Source organism: Amycolatopsis sp. CA-161197 (genome assembly GCF_050942255.1).
In the GTDB taxonomy this organism is placed as follows: domain Bacteria; phylum Actinomycetota; class Actinomycetes; order Mycobacteriales; family Pseudonocardiaceae; genus Amycolatopsis.
The window spans coordinates 4,937,996-4,957,869 of record NZ_CP192059.1 but is presented as its reverse complement, the minus strand read 5'-3'; the positions used below and the strand labels follow the sequence as shown (position 1 = coordinate 4,957,869).

20 protein-coding genes are annotated in these 19,874 nt (G+C 71.9%); 10 read left to right on the top strand and 10 right to left on the bottom strand.

The window, feature by feature from the left end; translation table 11 throughout:
* Positions 1–7: 7 nt before the first annotated feature.
* The 4 genes from ACQPXB_RS23555 to ACQPXB_RS23540 all read right to left on the bottom strand — a co-directional run bounded on the left by ACQPXB_RS23555 (position 8) and on the right by ACQPXB_RS23540 (position 1,496).
* On the bottom strand, positions 8–307 hold the full coding sequence (locus ACQPXB_RS23555; protein WP_386945910.1) for a hypothetical protein: 300 nt from the start codon (positions 305–307) through the stop codon (positions 8–10).
* Positions 304–810, bottom strand: coding sequence for a flavin reductase family protein (locus ACQPXB_RS23550; protein WP_432855958.1), 507 nt, complete (start codon positions 808–810; stop codon positions 304–306). The genes ACQPXB_RS23555 and ACQPXB_RS23550 overlap by 4 nt, the downstream gene beginning before the upstream one ends.
* Positions 811–844: 34 nt before the next feature.
* Positions 845–1,054, bottom strand: coding sequence for a hypothetical protein (locus tag ACQPXB_RS23545; protein WP_432855955.1), 210 nt, complete (start codon positions 1,052–1,054; stop codon positions 845–847).
* Positions 1,055–1,121: 67 nt separating this feature from the next.
* Positions 1,122–1,496 (bottom strand): antibiotic biosynthesis monooxygenase family protein, encoded by a 375-nt coding sequence (locus ACQPXB_RS23540; protein WP_432855952.1) that lies wholly within the window; start codon positions 1,494–1,496, stop codon positions 1,122–1,124.
* A gap of 188 nt (positions 1,497–1,684) precedes the next feature.
* On the opposite strand from ACQPXB_RS23540, the gene ACQPXB_RS23535 reads away from it, so the two are divergent.
* Positions 1,685–2,788: an LLM class flavin-dependent oxidoreductase gene (locus ACQPXB_RS23535; protein WP_432855949.1), complete on the top strand. Its 1,104-nt coding sequence runs from the start codon at positions 1,685–1,687 to the stop codon at positions 2,786–2,788.
* A gap of 24 nt (positions 2,789–2,812) precedes the next feature.
* Positions 2,813–3,793, top strand: a complete 981-nt coding sequence (locus ACQPXB_RS23530) for an AraC family transcriptional regulator (protein WP_432855946.1) — start codon at positions 2,813–2,815, stop codon at positions 3,791–3,793.
* A gap of 11 nt (positions 3,794–3,804) precedes the next feature.
* Here the strand turns inward: ACQPXB_RS23530 and ACQPXB_RS23525 are convergent, their stop codons facing one another.
* The 5 genes from ACQPXB_RS23525 to ACQPXB_RS23505 all read right to left on the bottom strand — a co-directional run bounded on the left by ACQPXB_RS23525 (position 3,805) and on the right by ACQPXB_RS23505 (position 8,049).
* The gene (locus ACQPXB_RS23525) at positions 3,805–4,641 is read right to left on the bottom strand and encodes an MsnO8 family LLM class oxidoreductase (RefSeq protein ID WP_432855943.1); all 837 of its coding nucleotides are present in this window, start codon (positions 4,639–4,641) and stop codon (positions 3,805–3,807) included.
* Positions 4,642–4,861: 220 nt separating this feature from the next.
* On the bottom strand, positions 4,862–5,182 hold the full coding sequence (locus tag ACQPXB_RS23520) for a putative quinol monooxygenase (RefSeq protein WP_366587111.1): 321 nt from the start codon (positions 5,180–5,182) through the stop codon (positions 4,862–4,864).
* A gap of 67 nt (positions 5,183–5,249) precedes the next feature.
* A complete protein-coding gene (locus ACQPXB_RS23515) occupies positions 5,250–6,275 on the bottom strand; it encodes an NAD(P)-dependent alcohol dehydrogenase (RefSeq protein WP_366587114.1) in 1,026 nt (341 codons plus the stop codon).
* Positions 6,272–7,024 carry an iron-sulfur cluster assembly protein gene (locus ACQPXB_RS23510; RefSeq protein ID WP_366587116.1) on the bottom strand — a complete coding sequence of 251 codons (753 nt, stop codon included), beginning with the start codon at positions 7,022–7,024 and terminating at the stop codon, positions 6,272–6,274. The genes ACQPXB_RS23515 and ACQPXB_RS23510 overlap by 4 nt, the downstream gene beginning before the upstream one ends.
* Positions 7,024–8,049: an amidohydrolase family protein gene (locus ACQPXB_RS23505; protein WP_366587118.1), complete on the bottom strand. Its 1,026-nt coding sequence runs from the start codon at positions 8,047–8,049 to the stop codon at positions 7,024–7,026. Before ACQPXB_RS23505 ends, ACQPXB_RS23510 begins: the two co-directional genes overlap by 1 nt.
* Before the next feature lie 195 nt (positions 8,050–8,244).
* Between ACQPXB_RS23505 and ACQPXB_RS23500 the strand changes: the two genes are divergently transcribed.
* From ACQPXB_RS23500 to ACQPXB_RS23465, 8 genes are all read left to right on the top strand, one after another.
* The gene (locus tag ACQPXB_RS23500; RefSeq protein ID WP_366587120.1) at positions 8,245–9,672 is read left to right on the top strand and encodes a helix-turn-helix domain-containing protein; all 1,428 of its coding nucleotides are present in this window, start codon (positions 8,245–8,247) and stop codon (positions 9,670–9,672) included.
* A gap of 50 nt (positions 9,673–9,722) precedes the next feature.
* Positions 9,723–10,130 (top strand): YkvA family protein, encoded by a 408-nt coding sequence (locus ACQPXB_RS23495; protein ID WP_366587122.1) that lies wholly within the window; start codon positions 9,723–9,725, stop codon positions 10,128–10,130.
* A 138-nt stretch (positions 10,131–10,268) separates the two neighbouring features.
* Positions 10,269–11,090 (top strand): nuclear transport factor 2 family protein, encoded by an 822-nt coding sequence (locus ACQPXB_RS23490; protein WP_366587124.1) that lies wholly within the window; start codon positions 10,269–10,271, stop codon positions 11,088–11,090.
* 134 nt (positions 11,091–11,224) lie between these two features.
* A complete protein-coding gene (locus ACQPXB_RS23485; protein ID WP_432855937.1) occupies positions 11,225–11,761 on the top strand; it encodes a hypothetical protein in 537 nt (178 codons plus the stop codon).
* Positions 11,762–12,090: 329 nt separating this feature from the next.
* Positions 12,091–12,714: a TetR/AcrR family transcriptional regulator gene (locus ACQPXB_RS23480; RefSeq protein WP_432855935.1), complete on the top strand. Its 624-nt coding sequence runs from the start codon at positions 12,091–12,093 to the stop codon at positions 12,712–12,714.
* Between the two features lie 67 nt (positions 12,715–12,781).
* Positions 12,782–13,735, top strand: a complete 954-nt coding sequence (locus ACQPXB_RS23475) for a TIGR03619 family F420-dependent LLM class oxidoreductase (RefSeq protein WP_432855932.1) — start codon at positions 12,782–12,784, stop codon at positions 13,733–13,735.
* 162 nt (positions 13,736–13,897) lie between these two features.
* Complete coding sequence (locus ACQPXB_RS23470; RefSeq protein ID WP_432855929.1) at positions 13,898–17,011, top strand: amidohydrolase family protein; 3,114 nt, start codon at positions 13,898–13,900, stop codon at positions 17,009–17,011.
* A gap of 30 nt (positions 17,012–17,041) precedes the next feature.
* Positions 17,042–18,787: an amidohydrolase gene (locus ACQPXB_RS23465; protein ID WP_432855927.1), complete on the top strand. Its 1,746-nt coding sequence runs from the start codon at positions 17,042–17,044 to the stop codon at positions 18,785–18,787.
* 52 nt (positions 18,788–18,839) lie between these two features.
* Here the strand turns inward: ACQPXB_RS23465 and ACQPXB_RS23460 are convergent, their stop codons facing one another.
* Positions 18,840–19,862: an LLM class flavin-dependent oxidoreductase gene (locus ACQPXB_RS23460; protein ID WP_386956090.1), complete on the bottom strand. Its 1,023-nt coding sequence runs from the start codon at positions 19,860–19,862 to the stop codon at positions 18,840–18,842.
* Positions 19,863–19,874 lie beyond the last annotated feature (12 nt).

Here is a 19,874-nt window from a genome sequence, read left to right as displayed (position 1 = left end):
CCCTTCGTCACGCCAGGTGGGCCCGCACCGACTCCTGCCGCGGATCGGTCCAGCCCTTGCTCGCAGCGTAGGCGATCATCTTGCCGAACGCCTGCGTCCACTGTGGATCGTCATCCGGCCCTGCACCCCGCAGCCACGCCACCGACAGCCACGCGTGCCCGTCGGCCGCGGTGCCGGCTGCGGCCCCGCGCAACGCCGCGTCGACGCCGGCTTCGGTGACCCCTTCGGCTCGCTCGACCGACAGCGAGGTCAGCTCCCCGGCTTCGACCACCGTCGGCCGGAGCTCCGCACTGATGACGACCTTCACGCCTTCTCCTCCCGTGCGACCTGCTTTGGCAGGTGCGTTCCGAACGCCCGGTTGTGGTCGGTCAGCGGCTCGTCCCGCCGCGGCACCGCCGACGTGACCTGCGCGAACACGACGACGTGGTCGCCACCGTGCACGAGCTCGGCCACGGCGCGGGCCGGCCGGCCCGCGCCGGGCAGCCCGTCTTCCAGGGGCCACCCGACGCCGGCGAACTCGTCGTCGCCCTTGCCCGCGAAGGCCAGGGCGAGGCCGGCGTGCTCGCGCGTGAGCACGTTGATCCCGAGCCGGCCCGGATGCCGCACGGGGGCCGGCAGCCGCGAACCGGTGTCCAGTGCGACGCTGACCAGCGGCGGATCGGCCGACAGCGCCGCGAACGCGCTGACCGTCGTGCCGTGCGGCACCCCGTCGTGCAGCGTCGCCACGATGGACACCGGTGCGCACATGCCCGCCATGGCCTCGCGGAACAGCCTGCCGTCGACGCCGGTGGCTCCCGTGGTCACGCTCATGACACTCCTCTCCGAGCGGCGTCCCGAGTCTGCCTCACCCGCCCGTGGTGAGCGCGACGATCGTGGTGAACGCCTCTCGCCGAAGCACACGATGGATTCGTCTTTCCTGCCCGGCGTCCGCTTCGGTCAGGCAGATCGCCGCGAGGGCGAGCCGTTCGTCGGCCTGGGTGGGTCCGAGGGCCGCCGAGCAGCACCACCGTCCGTTGTGGACTTCGTCCCGCTCGAAGTGCAGCCCGTGCTTCACCCGGTCTTGATCACGCTCTTGAGCTCGGCCGGGTCCACCGGCGGCTGTCCCGCGAGGCGGGCCGCGGCTAGGCTTTCGCGCGCAGTCCGTCCACGAGTTCGTCGGCGGCGCGGTGATCTTCCGCGGTGGCCGCGAAAGTCGACGTCGCCTTGGTGTACGAGCGGGTCAGCTGGAGGATCTCGATCGTGTAGTCGTCGAGGATTTCGCGGTGGCCCAGCGCTTCCACGGCCCGGTGCTCGGGGTCGTCGTACCAGGCGCGCATGTGCTCTTCGGTCTCGAAGTACGCGATGGCCAACTCCCGCCCGTCCGGCACGGCGAGCTTGTGCAGGGCGACGAATCCCGGCATCGCGCAGGCCCGCTCGAACATGCGCGCTCCGATCGTGGCGTACTCGTCGTTCTGCCACTCCGGCTTGACCTTGCCCCAGAAAAGCGCGACGTACATTCCGTACCTCCTGCGAACGGGTCCACGGTGACCGCCCGCGAGCGTATAGCACCTGTGCCGACCGTCACAACTACGCTATGGCGAGGCCGCGCGATCCGGCCATCGCCCTCGCGTTCCGGATGGCCGCGGGCCGGCGGCGGGATGAGACTTCCGCACACCACATCGGCACCACACCCCGAGGAGGGGCCATGGTCAAACCCGTCGCCGACGGCAAAGGGTTCAAGCTGGGGCTGTTCTCGGCCAACTGCTCGTCCGGGCTGGCCGTGACCAAGATCCCCGAGCGCTGGTCGGGCAGCTGGGAGGACAACCTGCGCCTGGCCGGGCTGGCCGACGAGGTCGGGATCGACTTCCTGCTGCCCATCGCGCGCTGGATCGGCTACGGCGGCGAGACCAACTTCCACGAGGGTGTGCTCGACCCGACCACGCTCGCGGCGGCGCTGCTCGCCCGCACCAAGCGGATCACGGTGTTCACCACCGTGCACACCGCGTTCAACCACCCCGTGGTCGTCGCCAAGCAGCTCGCCACCGCCGACCTCATCGGGTCCGGCCGCGCGGGGATCAACATCGTGGCCGGCTGGAACGAGCCCGAGTACCGCGCGCTGGGCGCGGACCTGCCGGCCGAGCACGACGCCCGCTACGCGCTGGCGCAGGAGTGGTGGGACGTCGTCCGCCGGATCTGGACCGAGAACGGCCGGTTCGACCACGAAGGCCGGTTCTTCAGGCTCGAGGGCGTCGAGGGGATGCCGAAGCCGCACGACGGGCCGCTGCCGGTGCTCAACGCCGGCTCGTCGAAGCAGGGCCGCGGCTTCGCGGCGCGCAACGCGGACGTCGCGTTCACCATCGTCGGCGGGCCGGAGGACGGCGCCGGGATCGTGCGGTCCGTCCGCGCCGAGGCCGAACGCGAGCACGGGCGCCAGGTCGGCGTGTTCACCCTCGGCCACGTCGTCTGCCGCCCGACGCGCGCCGAAGCCGAGGAGTACCTGCGCTACTACGCCGACGAGCATGCCGACTGGGCCGCCGTCGACAACCTCATGCGGCTGCAGGGCCTGCACGCGCAGTCGTTCACGCCGGAGATGCTGGAGACCTTCCGCGCGCGGTTCGCCGCCGGTCACGGCAGCTGCCCGCTGATCGGCACGCCCGACGAGGTCGCCGACGGGATCGCCGCGTTCCACGAGGCCGGGTTCGCCGGGATGACGCTGTCTTTCGTGGACTACGCGGGCGAGCTCGGCTACTTTGCCCAGGAAGTGCTGCCGCGCCTCGAGGCCCGCGGAATCCGGGCCCCTGCCGGCTGACGGGACGCGAGAGGGGAGCCGCCGGTGACCGGGTTCCCGCCGAGCTCCGGAGACGGCACGCTGCTCGCGCCGTCCCCGCGTTCCACCCGGCTCACCGACCTGCGCGATCGCGTGCAGGACGTGACGGTCGTGCACGAGATCGAGCCGCGCCGCGGCCGCCCGGACGGCACCGTCGCCGTGGCGGGGCTCGGGGCGCTGAACCTGGTCGTGGTCCGCTACGGCGCCCAGGTCACCGTGGACGCCTTCCCCACCCGCAACCGGTTCGCGCTCACCGTGCCGCTGGGCCCGATGTGGGTCTCGGCGCCCGAGGTCGCCGGCGAAGTGCTCACGTCCGGCTTCGCCCTCGCCGGCGACGCGCACACGGTCATGCGCCCCGACCCACACGCCGGCGCCCTGGTGCTGTCCACGCGGATGTCCCGGGTCGAGGAGCACCTCGGCACCCTGCTGGGCCGCCCGCCGCGTACCGCGCTGCGGTTCCTGCCGCCGAACGCCCCGGCGGCGGGACCGGCCGCGCTGCTCGACTCCGCGTGGCGCGCCGCCTGCCTCGCCCTCGCCGACGCCCGCGCGCCGCTCGGGCCGGCCGTGCTGCGGGCGCTGGAGGACCAGCTGCTCACCGCGGTCCTGCTCGGCCTGCCGCACACGTCGTCGGCCGAGCTGCTCGACGGTCCCGCCGACGAGCCGGCCGACGTGGTCGAGCGGGCCCGCGCGTGGCTGGAGGAGCACCACGCCGAACCGGTGACCGTCGCCGACCTCGCCCGCGCGAGCGGCCTCGGGCCGCGCCAGCTGCAGGCGCACTTCCGCCGCCGGCTCGGCACGACACCGACCGCTGTGCTGCGCGACATCCGGCTCGGCCGGGCGCACCGGGCACTGCTCGGCGCCGACCGGACGGTGGCCGAGATCGCGCACTCCTGCGGGTTCACGCACCTGAGCCGGTTCGCGCAGGAGTACCGCGCGCGCTACGGCGAGCTGCCCTCCGAGACGGCCCACCGGCGACGGCCGGTCTGACCACAGTGGACTCAGTCGCGGTGCGCCGGCCGCAGGCGGTCCACGACGTCGGCGACGAGCTCGTACGAGCGCCGCCGGTCCGCGTGGTCGTACCCGGGCGTGGTGATCATCAGCTCGTGCGGGCCCGTCCGGTCGACCAGGCCCTGCAGTCGCTCCCGCACGGTCGGCGGTGAGCCCACCACGAGGTGTCCGCACCGCGCCTCGAGCTCCGCGCGGTCGGCGTCGGTGTACGGGTGCGCGGCGGCCGTTTCCGGGTCCGGCAACAGGATCCGGCGGCCGTGGTGCCGGCTGAAGATCTTCAGCCGCTCGGGTCCCGCGAGCCACTGCGCGCGCTCGTCGGTGTCCGCCGCGATCACGGCCACGCTCAGCAGCGTCGGGCGCACGGTGATCTCGCGGTACGCGAGCAGTGCTTCGAACGCGTCGCGGGCGTTGAGGTGGTGGGCGAATGCGTAGGGCAGCCCGAGCCCGCCGGCCACCCGCGCCCCGGCCACGCTCGACCCGAGCACCCAGAGCTCCGGCGTGTTGCCGATCGCGGGGACCGCGCGAACGGATCCCTCGCCGGCGAAGTAGCCCAGCAGCTCTTTCACTTGCTCCGCAAAGCTTTTCGCCGCACGTTCGCGGTCACTGCGTACCGCGTCGGCGGCCGCGCGGGGACCGCCGAGCGCCCGTCCGAGCCCGAGGTCGATGCGGCCCGGGTGAAATGCCGCCGGCGTCCCGAACTGCTCGGCCACCACGATCGGCGGGTGGTTCGGCAGCAGCACCCCGCCGGCGCCCACGCGGATCCGGCTCGTCGCGGCCGCGAGCCGGCCCACGACCATCGCCGGCGCCGAACCGGCGACGCCGCGCAATGCCGTGGTGCTGTGGCACCCAGTAGCGGTGGTACCCGAGCCCGTCGGCGAGCAGCGCCAGGTCCACGGTGCGGCGCAGGGCCTCGGCCGCCGTGGACCCCGCCACGATCGGGGAGGTGTCGAGCACCGAGACGCGCACCCGTCCTGCCTACCACGGCCGCGCACGAAAACGGCGGCGCACTCGATCAGGGGTGCACCGCCGTCGTCGTGTGCGCGTGCCTCAGTCGACCTTCATCTCGCCCAGCTCCGACCAGGTGTCCTGGTCGAGGGTGGTGTTGATGATGTCCGGGGTCTTCTGCAGGTACTGCGGGAAGTCGGCCTGCGCCTTCTTGAAATGGTCCGCGTTGACGTGCGCCGCGGCCGCGTCGTCGGCGAAGGCCTCCACGAGGACGTACTCGTTCGGGTTGTCGAGGCTGCGCGACCAGTCGAACCACTTGTTGCCCGGTTCGGCTCGCGTGGCCTCGGTGAACTCCCGCGAGAGCTCCGGCCACCGGTCGGCGTACTCCGGCTTGATCTGCCACTTCACGGTGATGAAGATCATCTGTTCCTCCTTCGTGCCCTCAGCAGCCTAGCGCCGCCGCGGGCGCGTCCGCTGTGGACGGCCGCGCTCACGGGACCAGGATCGCCCGCCCGCGGATGCGGCCGCCGTCGAGGTCGTCGAGGGCCTGCTGGAAGTTGTCGAGCGAGTACTTCGTGGTGTGCAGCTTCACCTTGTCCTGCGCGGCCAGCACCATCAGCTCGCACAGGTCGGTGTAGGAGCCGACGAGGTTCCCGATGAAGTTGATCTCGGTGGAGATCACGTCGATCGTCGGGATGTTGATGTTCTCGCCGTAGCCCACCACGTGGTAGTCGCCCGCGCGGCGCAGCATCGCCACGCCGTCGCGCGTCGCGCCGCCTTCGCCGACGAAGTCGACCACGACCTCGGCGCCGTGGCCGCCGGTCAGCTCCTGCACGGCCGCCACGTGGTTGCCGTCGGCGACCACGCCGTGGTCCGCGCCGATCGACTCGGCCAGCTTCACCGCGTCGGCGTTGCGGTCGACCACGATCAGCTCGGCCGCGGTCATCGCCTTGAGCACCTGGATGCCGATGTGCCCGAGCCCGCCCGCGCCGATCACCACGCACTTGTCACCCGGGTGTAGACGACGCGACGCCTTCGCCGCCGCGTGGTACGCCGTCAGGCCGGCGTCGGCCAGCGCCGCGACGTCCGCGGGCTCCAGCGAGTCGTCGAGCTTGACCACGCTGCGCGCCGACGTCTTGAGCACCTGCGCGTAGCCGCCGGCGGTGTCGATGCCGGGGAACTGGCTGTTCTCGCAGTGCACGTCGTCGCCGCGCCGGCACGCCGGGCACAGCCCGCACGTGATCAGCGGGTGCACGATCACCTTGTCGCCCTCGGCCACGTTCGTGACGGCGGAGCCCACGGCCTGCACCCAGCCCGCGTTCTCGTGCCCGATCGTGTAAGGCAGCGTGACGCCGGACTTCTCCGCCCACTGCCCCTCGAGAATGTGGAGGTCGGTGCGGCAGACGCCCGCCCCGCCGATGCGCACGAGCACGTCGTGCGGCCCGGTCACCTCGGGTTCGGGAACGTCGGTCATGCGCAGCTTCTCGTCGTACCCGACGACCTGGACAGCCTTCACGAAGCTCGTGCCTCCTCACCGGCGACAGCCGAAACGGACGGGTCGTGCGGCCGGGCCGTCTGGTCGGTCTCCGACCCGGGGTAACGCGTGCGGAGCAGGCCGCGGCAGAAGTGCGCGTTGCCGTCGATCGAGATCCGGATCGACCGGGCGAACCGCAGCCGCAGCGGCACTTCCTCGCGCGGGTAGGGCTCGCCGTGTTCGTCGACGAGCACCGGTTCACCCGGTTCGACGCTCAGGCCGAGCGCCGCCCGCCGCCGCAGCAGCGCGTCGGTCGTGCGGCCCGCGGGCAGGCCGCCGAGCGTGACGTCGTGCAGGTCCTCTTCCTTCAGGTCCTTGTCCGCGCGCAGCAGGCCCGTCAGCGCCCGCTCCATGGCGGCCGTGTGCGCCTTGCGGCGGAAGGTGAGCCGCAGCTCGTCGAGGTCCTTCTCGGCCTCGGAGCCGAACGTGCCGAGGTACCCGGCGTCGGCGGCGAGACCGCGGTTGATCAGGTCGGAGTCGTGGTGGTCGTCGAGCTGCACGACCACGCGCCGCTCGCCCGGCAGGGCGGTCAGCACGTCCTTCGCGTCCGAAGCCATGAGGTACGCGAAGTTGGGCGAGCAGAACGAGGTCGGCAGCCGCAGGTGCACGGTGAGCTCGTCCCCGGTCGCGGCCACGGACCGCACGAACCCCAGATCGGTGATGGGTTCGTCCAGCTCCGGGTCGTAGACCGAGTCGAGCGCACTGCGCGCCAGCTCTTCGAGATCGGGCATCAGGCAACCGCCGCCGCTTCGGCCTTCGCGTCCGCCGGCGGGTTCTTCACCTGAAGCTCCTCGGGCACCGGGATGTCGTACATGGCCGCGGCGTTGAGGCCCAGGATCTTCTTCTTGATGTCCGTGGTCAGCGGCGCGTACTCCGTCATGTCCTCGGGGATCTGGAAGTCCACGAACTTCTCGACGAGCCACTTCGGCGTCCAGATCGCGTAGTCGCTGGAGAACTGGATGCGGTTCTCGTCGAGCCAGTAGAGCAGCTCGCCGACGATCTGCGCGAAGTAGCGCGGTCGCGTGTGGATGAACGGCATCGCGACGGCCAGGCCGGCGTGCACGTTGGGCTCCTGCGTGGCGATCCAGCAGAAGTCCTCCAGCCGGGGCAGGCCGCAGTGCTCGATCACGAAGTTGAGGTCGGTGAAGTCGGTGGCGACCTTGTCCACGTCGGCGACGTCGAACGCGTCGCGGTCCAGGGGCCGGATGGTCGGGCCCTTGTGGATGTGGATGTTCTTGATCCCCAGCTCCTGCGCGGCCTCCAGGTAGCGGTAGCTCCACTTGTCGTCGAGCTTCCAGCCGCGCGAGTCGCCGAACCACTCGGCCGTGTACAGCTTGGCGCCCTTGAGGTTGAAGCGCTTGGCGTCCTCCCGCAGCTGCTTGAGGCCGTCCTCGCCGTAGCGCGGGTCCCAGCAGTGGTTGTAGGTGAGCTTGTCGGGGTGCTTCTGCGCCAGCGCAAACGCCTCGTCGGTCTGCCCGAAGTTGTTGTTGTAGAAGGCGGGCAGGGCCGCGGGCTGGAAGATGGCGTGGTCCACGTACCCGTCGGTGAACAGGTCCTTCATCAGCTTCTCGCCGCCGTAGTAGAGGTAGTCCTCGTACGGCCACACCTCGGACTCGGGGCTGAGGTTGCGGTGGTAGTCGTAGAAGCAGTCGATGAACTGTTTGCCGTGGATGTTGCGCTGGTTCTCCGGCCGCGCGTCCCAGAGCGCGACGTGCGCGTCGAGGATGAAGTACTTCTCGCCGTCCTTGCTGTACATGGGCTTTCCTCCGCATTCGTGACCACATCGGCACGTCAAGACCGGAACTTAGGGCGATCATTGCCGGTCGGGGTGGGCCTTGCTGTCTCGATTTGAGACACGAGAGTGCGGCGGCGCTACCCTGGGTCTCCTAGCCTTACCCAAGCCGGACGCACAATCGGCCGAGACGCAGTGCGGCGTCTCCCGGGAGGTGGCATGACACGCGGTGACGGGCTCGAGCCCCGCGGCGACACCACGCCGAGGCTTCGGGCGTCGTGGCAGCGCAGCGCGCGTTACGGGGTGCCCGACGACGAGGTGAAACCCGTGTTCACGGCCACGGTCGACACGGGGTCGCTGCTGTTCGAGTGCGGCAACGAGGTGCTGCGCGGCCTCCACGCGACGCTGGCCGACGAACCCATCAGCCTGATGCTCACCGACAGCGAAGGCCTGGTGCTCAGCCGGCTGTGCGGCGACCCGGGGATGACCCGGTCACTGGATCGGGTGCACCTCGCGCCGGGGTTCTCCTACGCGGAGAGCAACGCCGGCACCAACGGCCTCGCCCTCGCGCTGGCCGACCGCACGCCGTCGCTGGTTCGCGCGGGCGAGCACTACTGCACCAGCCTGCGCGGCTACACGTGCGCCGCCGTGCCCGTGCTCGACCCGATCACGGGCGCGCTGGCCGGCAGCGTGAACCTCACGACGTGGTCCGAACAGTCGTCGGGGCTGCTGCTCGCGCTGGCGCAGACGGCCGCCGGGCACACCACCTCGCTCATGCTCGCGCGGGCCTCGGGCCGGCGCCCGCGCCCCGCCCCGCGCGGCGAGGTCTTCCGCGTGTACGCCGATCGCATCGACCCACCGGAGCTTTCCGCCGCGTGGCAGCACGCGCTGCTGGAGGCGATGGACACGATGGGCCGCGGCCGCGCCGTCGCCGTGGTCGGCGAGCCGGGCGTCGGGAAGACGGCGCTGGCCGCGCTGGCCCGCCGTGAGCTGTACCCGCGCGAGCGCGTGCTCAACGCGCGACCGCCCGCGCCCGACGACGTGGACGCGTGGCTCGCGATGTGGGCCCCGGAGGTCGGCAAGGCCGACACGTGCGTGATCGTCTCCGGCGTCGACGCCCTGCCCGCCTGGGCCGCCGGTGAGCTGGCCGCCCGGTTCACCGGTCACCCGGCCGGTTTCGTCCTGACCGCGGCGGATTCCGCCGCGATCCCGAAGCCGTTGCTGTCCTTCGTGGACACCGTCGTCGAGCTCCCGCCCCTGCGCCTGCGGCCCGACGACATCCTCCCGCTGGCCCACCACTTCGCCCACCGCGCCCGCGGCCGCGCCGTCTCGTTCACCCCGGCCGCCGCCCGCGCCCTGGCGACCCACGACTGGCCCGAGAACGCCAAGCAGCTCCGGCGCGTCGTCGCCGAGGCCGCCGCCCGCGCCGACACCGTCGACACGCACCACCTCCCGCCGGAGGTGTTCACGACGACGGGCCACCGGCTCAGCCGCCTGCAGGCGATGGAACGCGACGAGATCGTGCGCTGCCTCGCCCAGCCCGGCGCCACCGTCGTCCGCGCGGCCGCCGAGCTCGGCATGGGCCGCGCGACGATCTACCGGAAGATGGCGCAGTACGGAATAAAGAACCGGCAGCTACGTTCCTGAACTGCCCTTCCGTAGCATCGGGCCGTGACGACAAACCTCGGCCCCGGCCGGTGACCGGCTCGTTCTGGTGGGACCTGGTGATCGGGCTCGCCGGTGGGCTGCTGCTGTTGTGGCTGGCCCTCGTGGTCGTGCTCGCCGTGGTCCGCCCGCGCGGCGACCTGCTGCGCGAGGCGCTGCGCCTGCTTCCCGACGTCCTGCGGCTGATCCACCGCCTGGCCGGCGACCGCAATCTTCCCCGCGGCGTGCGGGTGCGGCTGGGTCTGCTGCTGGTCTACCTGGCGCTGCCAATCGACCTGATCCCGGACTTCATCCCGGTGCTCGGCTACGCGGACGACGCCATCGTCGTCACCCTCGTGCTGCGCAGTGTCGTGCGCCGCGCCGGGATCGACGCCGTCCGCGCCCACTGGCCCGGCACCGAAGACGGCTTCGCCGGTCTGACGCGGTTGACCGGCCTCTGATCCGGACGGGCGCCTCGTGCCGTGCCGTGTAGGGCGTTATACACCGGGTGAAGTCAGCCTTCCGGGACTGTCGCCGCGGCGCCGGACGGGGCAGGGTGGGGTCCGGGTGTCCGCTCGGGAGAAGGAGCGTGGGTCGAGATGCCGTGGTTCCCGGACTTCGTCAATGCCGCCGAGCTGGCGCGCAAGCAGACCCGTGTCCAGGGGCACGAAGATCCCGTCGGGCAGTTCTTCGCGGCGCTGACCGACGGCGACGCGCGCACGCTCGAGACGATCTGGCCCGGTGAGGTCGCGGTGTTCGACCCCCGGGCCGGGGAGATCCGCAGCCGCAAGGAACTGCGGCACTTCGTGCACGTGAACCAGGTCTGGCTGCGCGACCAGCACGCCCGCGCGGAGACGATCGCGACCACGCGCGTCGGCGGGCGTGCCGTGGTCGAGCTGCTGGCGCGGCTCGGCGGCGACGGGCAGGAGGTGGCCTGGCCGGTGGCCGTGGTCGCCGAGTCCGCCAAAGAGCGGTCCGTGGTCTTCCGCACCTACTGCAGCCAGTGGCCGGTCGACGGGCGCCGGCACCTGCGGCCGCCGATCCTCGCGTCGGCCGACACCCCGCTCGGCGACGTCGTCGGGCACTACCTCGCGGCGCTGGCGGCGGGCGACGCCGACGCGATCGTCGGCACCTTCTCCCCCACCGGCTACCTGCGCGAACCCATCGGCACGCACGCGCAGCACACCGGTCCCGACGCGCTGCGCGAGTTCTTCACGACGACGTTCGCGGCCGGCGGGATCCACCTGGAACCGTGCGTGGTCACCGACGACGGCGTGCGCTGCGTCCTCGAGTACAACTGCGTGCGCTGGGGCCCGCACGCCGTGCCGCCGCAGGCCGGGGTGTGCGTGTTCGACCGCGGCCCGGACGGGCTGCTGAGCGCGGTCCGCGTCTACGACGACATCGAGGCACCGGCGGCGTGAGCCCACCGGACCGGTGACCAGCACCCGCGTACGCACGCAGTAGTACGCCGAAGTACCGCAGCTCGACGGACGACGCCCGCCCGCCTTCCCCCGACGATGGACGCACAGCACGGGCCATCGACGGAGGAGGCGGCATGGCGACCGGACAGGGGTGGCGGCTCGGCGCGAGCACCCGGAAGTGGTACCTGGTCGGGCACATCGTGTCCGGGGCGGCGTGGTTCGGTCTCGACCTCGCGCTGGGGATCCTCGCGTGCACGGCCCTGCTGGCCGACGACCCGGCCGTGACCGCGACGTCGTTGCAGGCGCTGGAGTTCTTCGCCGTGTGGCCCATGTTCGCCGCATGCCTGCTCACGCTCGCGACCGGCGCCGTACTCGGCCTGGGCAGCAAGTACGGCCTGGTCCGGTACTGGTGGGTGGCCGCGAAACTGGCGGTGAACGTGCTGATGGCGGTGCTCATCCTGATAGCGCTGCGGCCGGGGATCGACGCGGCCGCCGATTACGGCCGGGCGCTGATGGCCGGTGAAACCGCCGCGCGCCCGGCGGATCTGCTGTACCCGGTGTTCGTGGCGCCGAGTCTGCTGCTGTTCTCCTATGTGATGACGGTGTTCAAACCGTGGGGTCTCCTCCGGCGCGGTGCGGCCGCGAAAGCACTCGCCCACGACGGAGCGTGAGCGGAAAGGGCGGCGGGGGCACGAAAGCGTGCAAGATCGTTTTCGGGCGAGGCGTGGCCCGCGTTTCCTGTTAGCGTCGATCGAGAAGGGCCGAATGGCCGGCCGGGATCGACAGGGAGGAAATGACCATGTTTCGCCTTCGCAGGATTCTCGGTCACGTCGTGAGCGGATTCGCCACCGCAGGGTTGTGCGTGAGCGGTCTCGCCGTCGCCGAAGCCTGATCTTCGCCATTCTCGGCGATTCTTTTCGCGAAAAGGAATCGCATTTTCTCTCGCACCCGCGGTGACCACGAAAGCCGCCGCCGGCCGCCTGCAGTACCGTGACGGTCCGTGACTCCCGAGAAGCCGCCGACCGCGCGCCAGGCCGCCGCCGAGCAGACCCGGCAGAAGCTGCTCGAAGCCGCGCGGGCGGAGTTCTCGCGGCGGCCCTACGCCGAGGTGACCGTCGGAGACATCGCGCGCGCCGCCGGCGTGGCCCACGGGCTGGTGTCACACCATTTCCAGGGCAAGCAGGGTGCATACGTCGCCGCGGTGGCCGAGGTCTACGAGCAGCTGCGCGAGGCGGAGGAAGCCGAGCAGCCGGCCGCGGTGCCCGAGCGGATCCGGGCCCGCTTTCGCGGGTTCGTCACCTTCCTCGCCGCGCACCCCGACCTGGCGTTGAACCTGGTCCTCGCCGTCGGCCGGGACGAGGCGTTCGCCGACCTCCGCGGCCGGAACCTGCGGGTGCTTGCCGGGCTGCTCGGCCTCGACCCGGATCGGCCCGCCGTGGCCACGGCGCTGCGCTCGTTCGCCGACGGCGCCGAAGGCCTGACGGCCGATTGGCTGCGGGACGACCGCCCGTTCGACCTCGACGCGCTGGTGGAGGCGTTCTGCGCCCTGCTCGCCGGCGCCCTGCGCGGCGCGCGCGAGCTGGACCCCGCCCTCGACGTGGCGAAGGCCCTCGCCCGCCTGTAGCTCCCGGATGGTTTCGCTCTCAATCAGTTTCGGCGTACGCTGATCATTGATTTACAGTCAATGATTGATGGTCAGCAAGGAGACCTGGATGAAGCTCGGCGTGACGCTGCCCCAGAACTGGAAGTTCGACCCCCGCATCGACCTGGTCCGCGGCGCCCGCGAGGCCGAGGAGCTCGGCTACGACAGCGTGTGGGTGGCCGAACGGGTGCTCTACCCGCAGGATCAGACGGGGATCCACCGGCTCACCGAGTACGGCGACGGCGCGTGGCCCGACGTCTACCGCAAGGTGCTCGACCCGATCGTGGCGATCACGATGGCCGCGACCGTCACCTCGCGGGTCCGGATCGGCGCGTCGGTGCTGCTGCCGCCGCTGCACATGCCCTACCGGCTCGCGAACTCGCTGGCGGCGATCGGCGCGATCAGCGGCGGACGGGTGATCGCGGGGCTCGGCACCGGCTGGTCCGTGGACGAGTTCGCCGCCACCGCGCCCCGGCCGATGGATGAGCGCGGCGCCGCCCTGGAGGAGTTCCTCGACGTGGCCGACGCGGTCTGGGGCCCGGACCCGGCGTCCTTCGAGAACGAGCGCTACACGTTGTGGCCGGCCGAAACCGGCCCCAAACCCGCCGAGCGGATCCCCGTGTTCCTCGGCGGCTGGTCCCGCAAGCCGCTCGAGCGCATCGCCCGCCGCGCCGACGGCTGGCTCCCGGTCATGGTGCCGCCCGCCCAGGTCGCCTCGACGCTGACCGACCTGCGCAAGCGGGCCGAGGAGCACGGCCGCGGCCCGCAGGCGATCCGGTGCATCGCGATCATCGCGCTGGGCGGCGAGTTCGTGCGCGTCGAGACGGCCGATCGCGCGCCGTACCAGGGCAGCATCGAGCAGATCCTCGGCGATCTCGCCGAGCTGGGTGCCGCAGGTGTCGAGGAAGCCGTGCTGACGCTGCCGAACATCTCGCGCGACATCGAGGAGTACAGCGACCTGCTCGCCGAGTTCCACGCGGCGTTCGGCGCGGCCGGGATCTGACCACCGCGATGTCCGGCACTACCCCGGACGGCCCGGTCGCCAGGGCCGTCCGGGCAAGACGACTGCTCTGTTCGTGTCGTTCCGTGGTCGAGGGTTCACTCACGGCACAACTTCGGTACTAGGGTCCGGTTCGATCTTGCGTCGAGGTGGAGGTGGGACTCGGTGACGGTCAACAGGCGGGGATTCCTGACCGGCGTGGCAGGTGCGGTCGGGGCCGTGGGCTTCGGCACCGCGAGCGCCGGACGGGCGGCGGCCGAGCCCCGCGCGGGTCAGCCGCTCGCGCTGCGCCAGGGCACGAACATCGCGGCGCAGGTCTCCCCGGACGGTCGCCAGGTCGCCCTCGACCTGCTCGGCGTCCTGTGGCTCATGCCGGCGCGCGGCGGGCCGGCCCGGCGGCTGACCGGCGATCTGTTCGACATCGCGATGCCGACGTGGTCGCCGGACAGCTCCGCGCTGGTGTTCCAGTCCTACCGCGAGGGCAGCTTCGACCTCTGGACGATCCGGGCCGACGGCACCGGTCTGCGCCGGCTCACGAGCGGGCCGTTCGACCACCGCGAGCCCGTTTTTTCGCCGGACGGCAGTAAAATCGCCTACTCGTCCGACGCGCCGGGCAGCTACGGGATCCACGTGCTGGACGTCGCGTCGGGCCGGGCCACGCTCGTCACCGACACGCCCGACGAGGAGTACGAGCCGGCATGGTCACCGGACGGGAGCAAGCTCGCGTTCGTGGCAGCCGGGACGAGGATCGACGTCGTCACGGTCGCGAGCGGCGCCCGCAGCACGTTCGCCACCGAGCCGGGCACCGTGCTGCACAGTCCGATGTGGACACCGGACGGCCGCGACCTCGTCTACGCGCGCTTCTCCGGCGGGGTGCCACCGGTCGCGGTCGGCGCCGCCGAGCTGGTACGGGGCGGGAAACCGCTGTTCACCGGCGAGGACGTCTTCCCGTTCCGCGTCTCGTGGCTGAGCGCCGACGAGTACCTCTACACCGCCGACGGCGCGCTGCGGCGCCGCAGCCTCGGCGGCGGCGCGGCGACGGACGTGCCGTTCACCGCTCCGGTCACGGTCGCCGGCGGGCCCGTCCACGCGCGGCCGCGTGACTTCACCTCGGCCAAGGCGAATCCGGTGCTCGGCATCGGCAGCCCGGTGCTCTCGCCCGACGGCCGCAGTGTCGCGTTCCGGGCGCTCAACGACATCCAGGTGATGGAGCTCGGCCGGCCGCCGCGTCCGTTGACCGGCGACGGCTGGTGGAAGAGCGATCCCGCGTGGTCGCCCGACGGCACGCGGCTCGCGTACTCGACCGACCGCGGCGGCACGCTCGACCTGTGGATCCGCGATCTGAAAACCGGGCAGGACCGGCAGCTGACGAACCTGCCCGACCTCGCCGCGGTGTCGGGCACCTGGTCTCCCGACGGCACGAAGATCGCGTTCCTCGACCAGACCGGCGCGCTGCACACCGTCGACGTCGCGTCGGGCGCGGTGCGGCAGGTCTTCACGGCGACGTTCGAGCCCGGGCGCCCGACGTGGTCGGCCGACGGCCGGGTGATCGCGCTGGCCGCGGTGAAGCCGTTCTCCGCGCGCTACCGCGAGGGACTCAGCAAGATCCTGCTGGTGAACGTCGCTACGGGCGAGGGCCGCTACGTCGACCCGATGCCGGACCGCTCGATCCAGACCCGCGGTGACGACGGGCCGGTGTGGTCCCCGGACGGGCGGCGGATGGCGTTCGTGGTGGCCAGCGTGCTCTACGTCGTGGACGTGCACGCGGACGGCACCTTCGCCGGAAAACCGCGGCAGATCACCGACGAGGTCACCGACGCGCCGAGCTGGAGCGGCGACTCGCGCACGGTGCTGTACCTCAGCAACGGCCGGCTGCGGCTCGTCTCGGCGTCCGGTGGGAAGCCACGCACCGTGCCGACGAACCTGACCTGGACCAACGCCCGCAGCCGCGGCCGCGTGGTGGTGCGCGCCGGCCGGATGTGGGACGGCACCTCGCGCACACTGCGGTCCGATGTGGACATCGTGGTGGACGGCGGCCGGATCACGAGCGTGGAACGCGCGGGCAGCGGGCTCGACGGCACGGTCGTCGACGCGCGCGACGGCGTGGTCGTGCCCGGCATGATCGACATGCACAACCACCGCCAGATGCAGGGCTACGGCTACGGCGACCGCCAGGGCCGGCTGTGGCTTTCGCTCGGTTTCACCACGACCCGCTCCCCCGGCAGCCCGGCGTACCACATGGTGGAGGAACGCGAGTCGATCCAGTCCGGCGCGCGCCTCGGGCCGCGGTACTTCGCGACCGGCGAGGCGATCGACGGTTCGCGCATCTACTACAACTTCATGCGCCCGACGTTCGACGAGCGCCAGCTGGAGCTCGAGCTCGATCGCGCCGAGAAGCTCGACTACGACCTGATGAAGGCCTACGTCCGGCTCAGCCCCGAGATGCACCGGCGCGTGATCGACTGGGCCCACGCGCGACGGCTGCCCGTGACGTCGCACTACCACCACCCGGCGCTCGCGTTCGGCGGCGACGGGATGGAGCACATGGGCGCCACCAACCGCCTCGGCTACTCGCGCACGGTGTCGCTGCTCGGCTCCGGCTACGACGACGTGGTGGCGCCCTTCGTCCGCCGCGGCGCCGCACGTACGCCCACGCTGTTCGCGGCCAGCGCCCTGTTCCGCGACGACACCAGCCTCGTGACCGACCGCCGCGTGCGCACGCTGTACCCGGCGTGGGAGTACACCTCGCTGCAGAACTCCGTCACCGCCGCGAAATCCGCCGACCAGACCGCGCTGCTCGACAACCTGCGCCGCCAGGTCGCCCAGGCCGCCGCGATCCTGCGCGGCGGCGGGCGGGTCGTCACCGGCACCGACTCCCCCATCGACCACACCGCCGTGAGCACGCACATGAACCTGCGCGCGATGGTCAAGTACGGCTTCACCCCGTACGAAGCGCTGACCACCGCCACGAGCATCGCCGGCGACGTCCTGGGCGAACCCCTGGGCCGCATCGCCCGCGGCTGCTACGCCGACCTCGTCGTCCTCGGCGCCGACCCGCTCACCGACATCACCGCCGCGGCCGACGTCCGCCGGACCCTGGTGGCCGGCCGCGAGCACACGGTGGACGACCTGCTGGCGCCGTTCACCTCTGTCCCGACCACGGCCGCGGTCAACCCGCGGCTCGCGCCGGTCCCCGACCACCCCGCGAACGCCGCCTTCTGGTGGCACGACCCGCATTACGTCGCGGCGGCCCGCACGTCGTGCTGCAGCGGGCACTAGGTCCGTTCTCCCGTCCCGGAAGGTGAAGGCATGTGCCAGCTGTGTGGTTCCGAACCGCGGGAAAGCTCCGCGGTCTCGAGGCGGACGTTGTTCGCCGCGGCGGCCGGGCTGGCCGTGACGCCGATGATGCTCGGGACGCCCGCGGAAGCCGCGACCCACGCGGACGCCGAGGCCGACCTGATCCTCCACAATGGACACGTCGTGACCGCGGCGCTGCACGGGCGCACCACGCAGGCGATCGCGATCCGCGGGGGTCGGGTGCTCGCGGCCGGCCCGTCGGACCGGATCCGGCGCCTGGGCGGGCGGCACACGCGGACCGTGGACCTCAAAGGTCGCGCGGTGGTACCGGGGCTGATCGACAGCCACCTGCACCAGTTCACCTCGGCGCTGGACCGGCCCAACGTGTCACTGCTGGAAGCGCGCAGCATCGCCGACGTCGTCGCGGCCATCGGCACCCGGGTCGCCGCGAGCGCAGCCGGCGCGTGGGTGCAGGCGCGGTCGGGCTGGCACGAGAGCCTGCTCGCCGAAGGCCGGCTGCCCGCGCGGGCCGAGCTCGACCCGGTGTCGCCCGAGAACCCGGTGTTCATCCCGCGCGGCGGCCACGTCGCCACCGTGAACAGCAAAGCGCTGGAACTCGCCGGCATCACGCGTGACACCCCCGATCCGACGGGCGGCGTCATCGTCCGCGACGCGAACGGCGAGCCCACGGGCGTGCTGCTGGAACGCGCGCGTTCGCTCGTGACGCCGGTGTTGCCGGCCCCGCCGTCCGCCGACCAGCAGCGCCGGCAGTTGCGCGACCAGATGGCCGAGCACAACGCGCTGGGCATCACCGGTGTCACCGAGCCGGGGCTGGGCCCTTCGCAGATCGAGATCTACACACGTCTGTGGCACGACGCCGAGATGACCACGCGCGCGCACCTGCTGTGGCGGATTGCCGCGCTCGCGGACGTCGACGCGGCCGTGGCGGCCTTCAAGCCGCGCACCGGCGACGACATGCTCCGCTTCGACGGCCTCAAGTACCTCTCCGACGGCGGCGTCGAAGGCGGCTTCCTGCGCGACCCGTACCAGCTGGTGCCCGGCGAGCAGACCAGCCCGGACTACCACGGCGTGCAGCTGCTTCCGCCCGGCGGCCGGGACGAGCTGACCGAGATGTACCGCCGCGCCGCGCGCCACGGCTTCCAGGTGCAGACCCACGTCGTCGGCGACGCGGCGATGGACTTCATCGTCGACGTTCTCGCCACCGTGCACCGCGACACGTCGCTCGCGCACCTGCGCTGGGTCCTGATGCACCTGTTCCTGCCCAGCGGCCCGAACCTCGCGCACATGCGGAACATGGGCCTGCTCGCGAGCGTGCAGGACCACCCCGTGCTGCTCGGCGCCAACCAGGTCAAGTGGTGGGGCGCCGAACGCGGCTCCCGCGCCGTGCCCATCCGCGACATCCTCGACGCGGGCCTGCTCGCCGGCGGCGGCACCGACGCCCCGGTGGTCCCGCCCAGCCCCCTGTGGTCACTCGGCTGGATGGTCACCCGCGAGACCCTCAAGGGCGACGTCCTCGGGCCCGAACAGGCCATCACCGCCCGCGAGGCCCTGCACCTCTACACCCTCGGCAGCGCGCAGACGCAGTTCGCCGAGCACACCCTCGGCACGCTCGACCCCGGCAAACTCGCCGACCTCGTCGTCCTCGACGCCGACCCCCTGACCACCGACCCCGGCGCGATCAAGGACCTGGGCGTGACCATGACCGTCGTCGGCGGGCGGGTGGTGCACGAAACCTGAGGACCACGTGACAGCGCGGGCTCGGCCGGCCGGCCGAGCCCGCGCGGAGAACTCAGCGCCAGCCGAGCTCGGGAGCCACGTGCGTCAGGATGCTCTCCAGCACGTGGGCGTTGTACTCCACCCCGAGCTGGTTCGGGATCGTCAGCAGCAGGGTGTCGGCGGCCTCGACGGCCTCGTCCTCCTTGAGCTGCCGCACGAGCTCGTCGGGCTCGGCCGCGTAGGAGCGGCCGAAGATCGCGCGCGTGTTCTCGTCGATCATGCCGACCTGGTCGCGCGAGTTGCGGTCGCGGCCGAAGTAGGCGCGGTCGAGGTCGTTGGTGAGGGCGAAGATGCTGCGGCTGACCGACACGCGCGGTTCGCGCTCGTGGCCGGCCTCCTTCCACGCCTCGCGGTAGGCCTCGATCTGCTTGCGCTGCTGGACGTGCAGGGGCTCGCCCGTCTCGTCGTCCTTGAGGGTGGAGCTCTGCAGGTTCATGCCGAGCTTCGCGGCCCACACGCCGGTCGCGTTGGAGCCGGAGCCCCACCAGATGCGCTCGCGCAGGCCGGGCGAGTGCGGTTCGACGCGCAGCAGGCCGGGCGGGTTGGCGAACATCGGGCGCGGGTTCGGCTGGGCGAAGCCTTCGCCCTCGATGACCTTCAGGAAGACCTCGGCGTGCTGGCGGGCCATGTCCGCGTCGGTCTCGCCCTCGGCGGGGGCGAAGCCGAAGTAGCGCCAGCCGTCGATCACCTGCTCGGGGGATCCCCGGCTGATGCCGAGCTGAAGCCTGCCGCTGGAGATGAGGTCGGCCGCGCCGGCGTCCTCCGCCATGTACAGCGGGTTCTCGTAGCGCATGTCGATCACACCGGTGCCGATCTCGATCTTCGAGGTGCGGGCGCCGATGGCCGAGAGCAGCGGAAACGGGCTGCCGGCCTGCCGCGCGAAGTGGTGCACGCGGAAGTAGGCGCCGTCCACACCGAGCTCCTCGGCCGCCACCGCCAGGTCGATGGACTGGTGCAGGAAGTCCTTCGCCGACCGGGTCTCGGAGTGCGGGGTGTCCGACCAGTGGCCGAACGAGAGGAAACCAATCTTCTTCACGCCCGTGGAAGC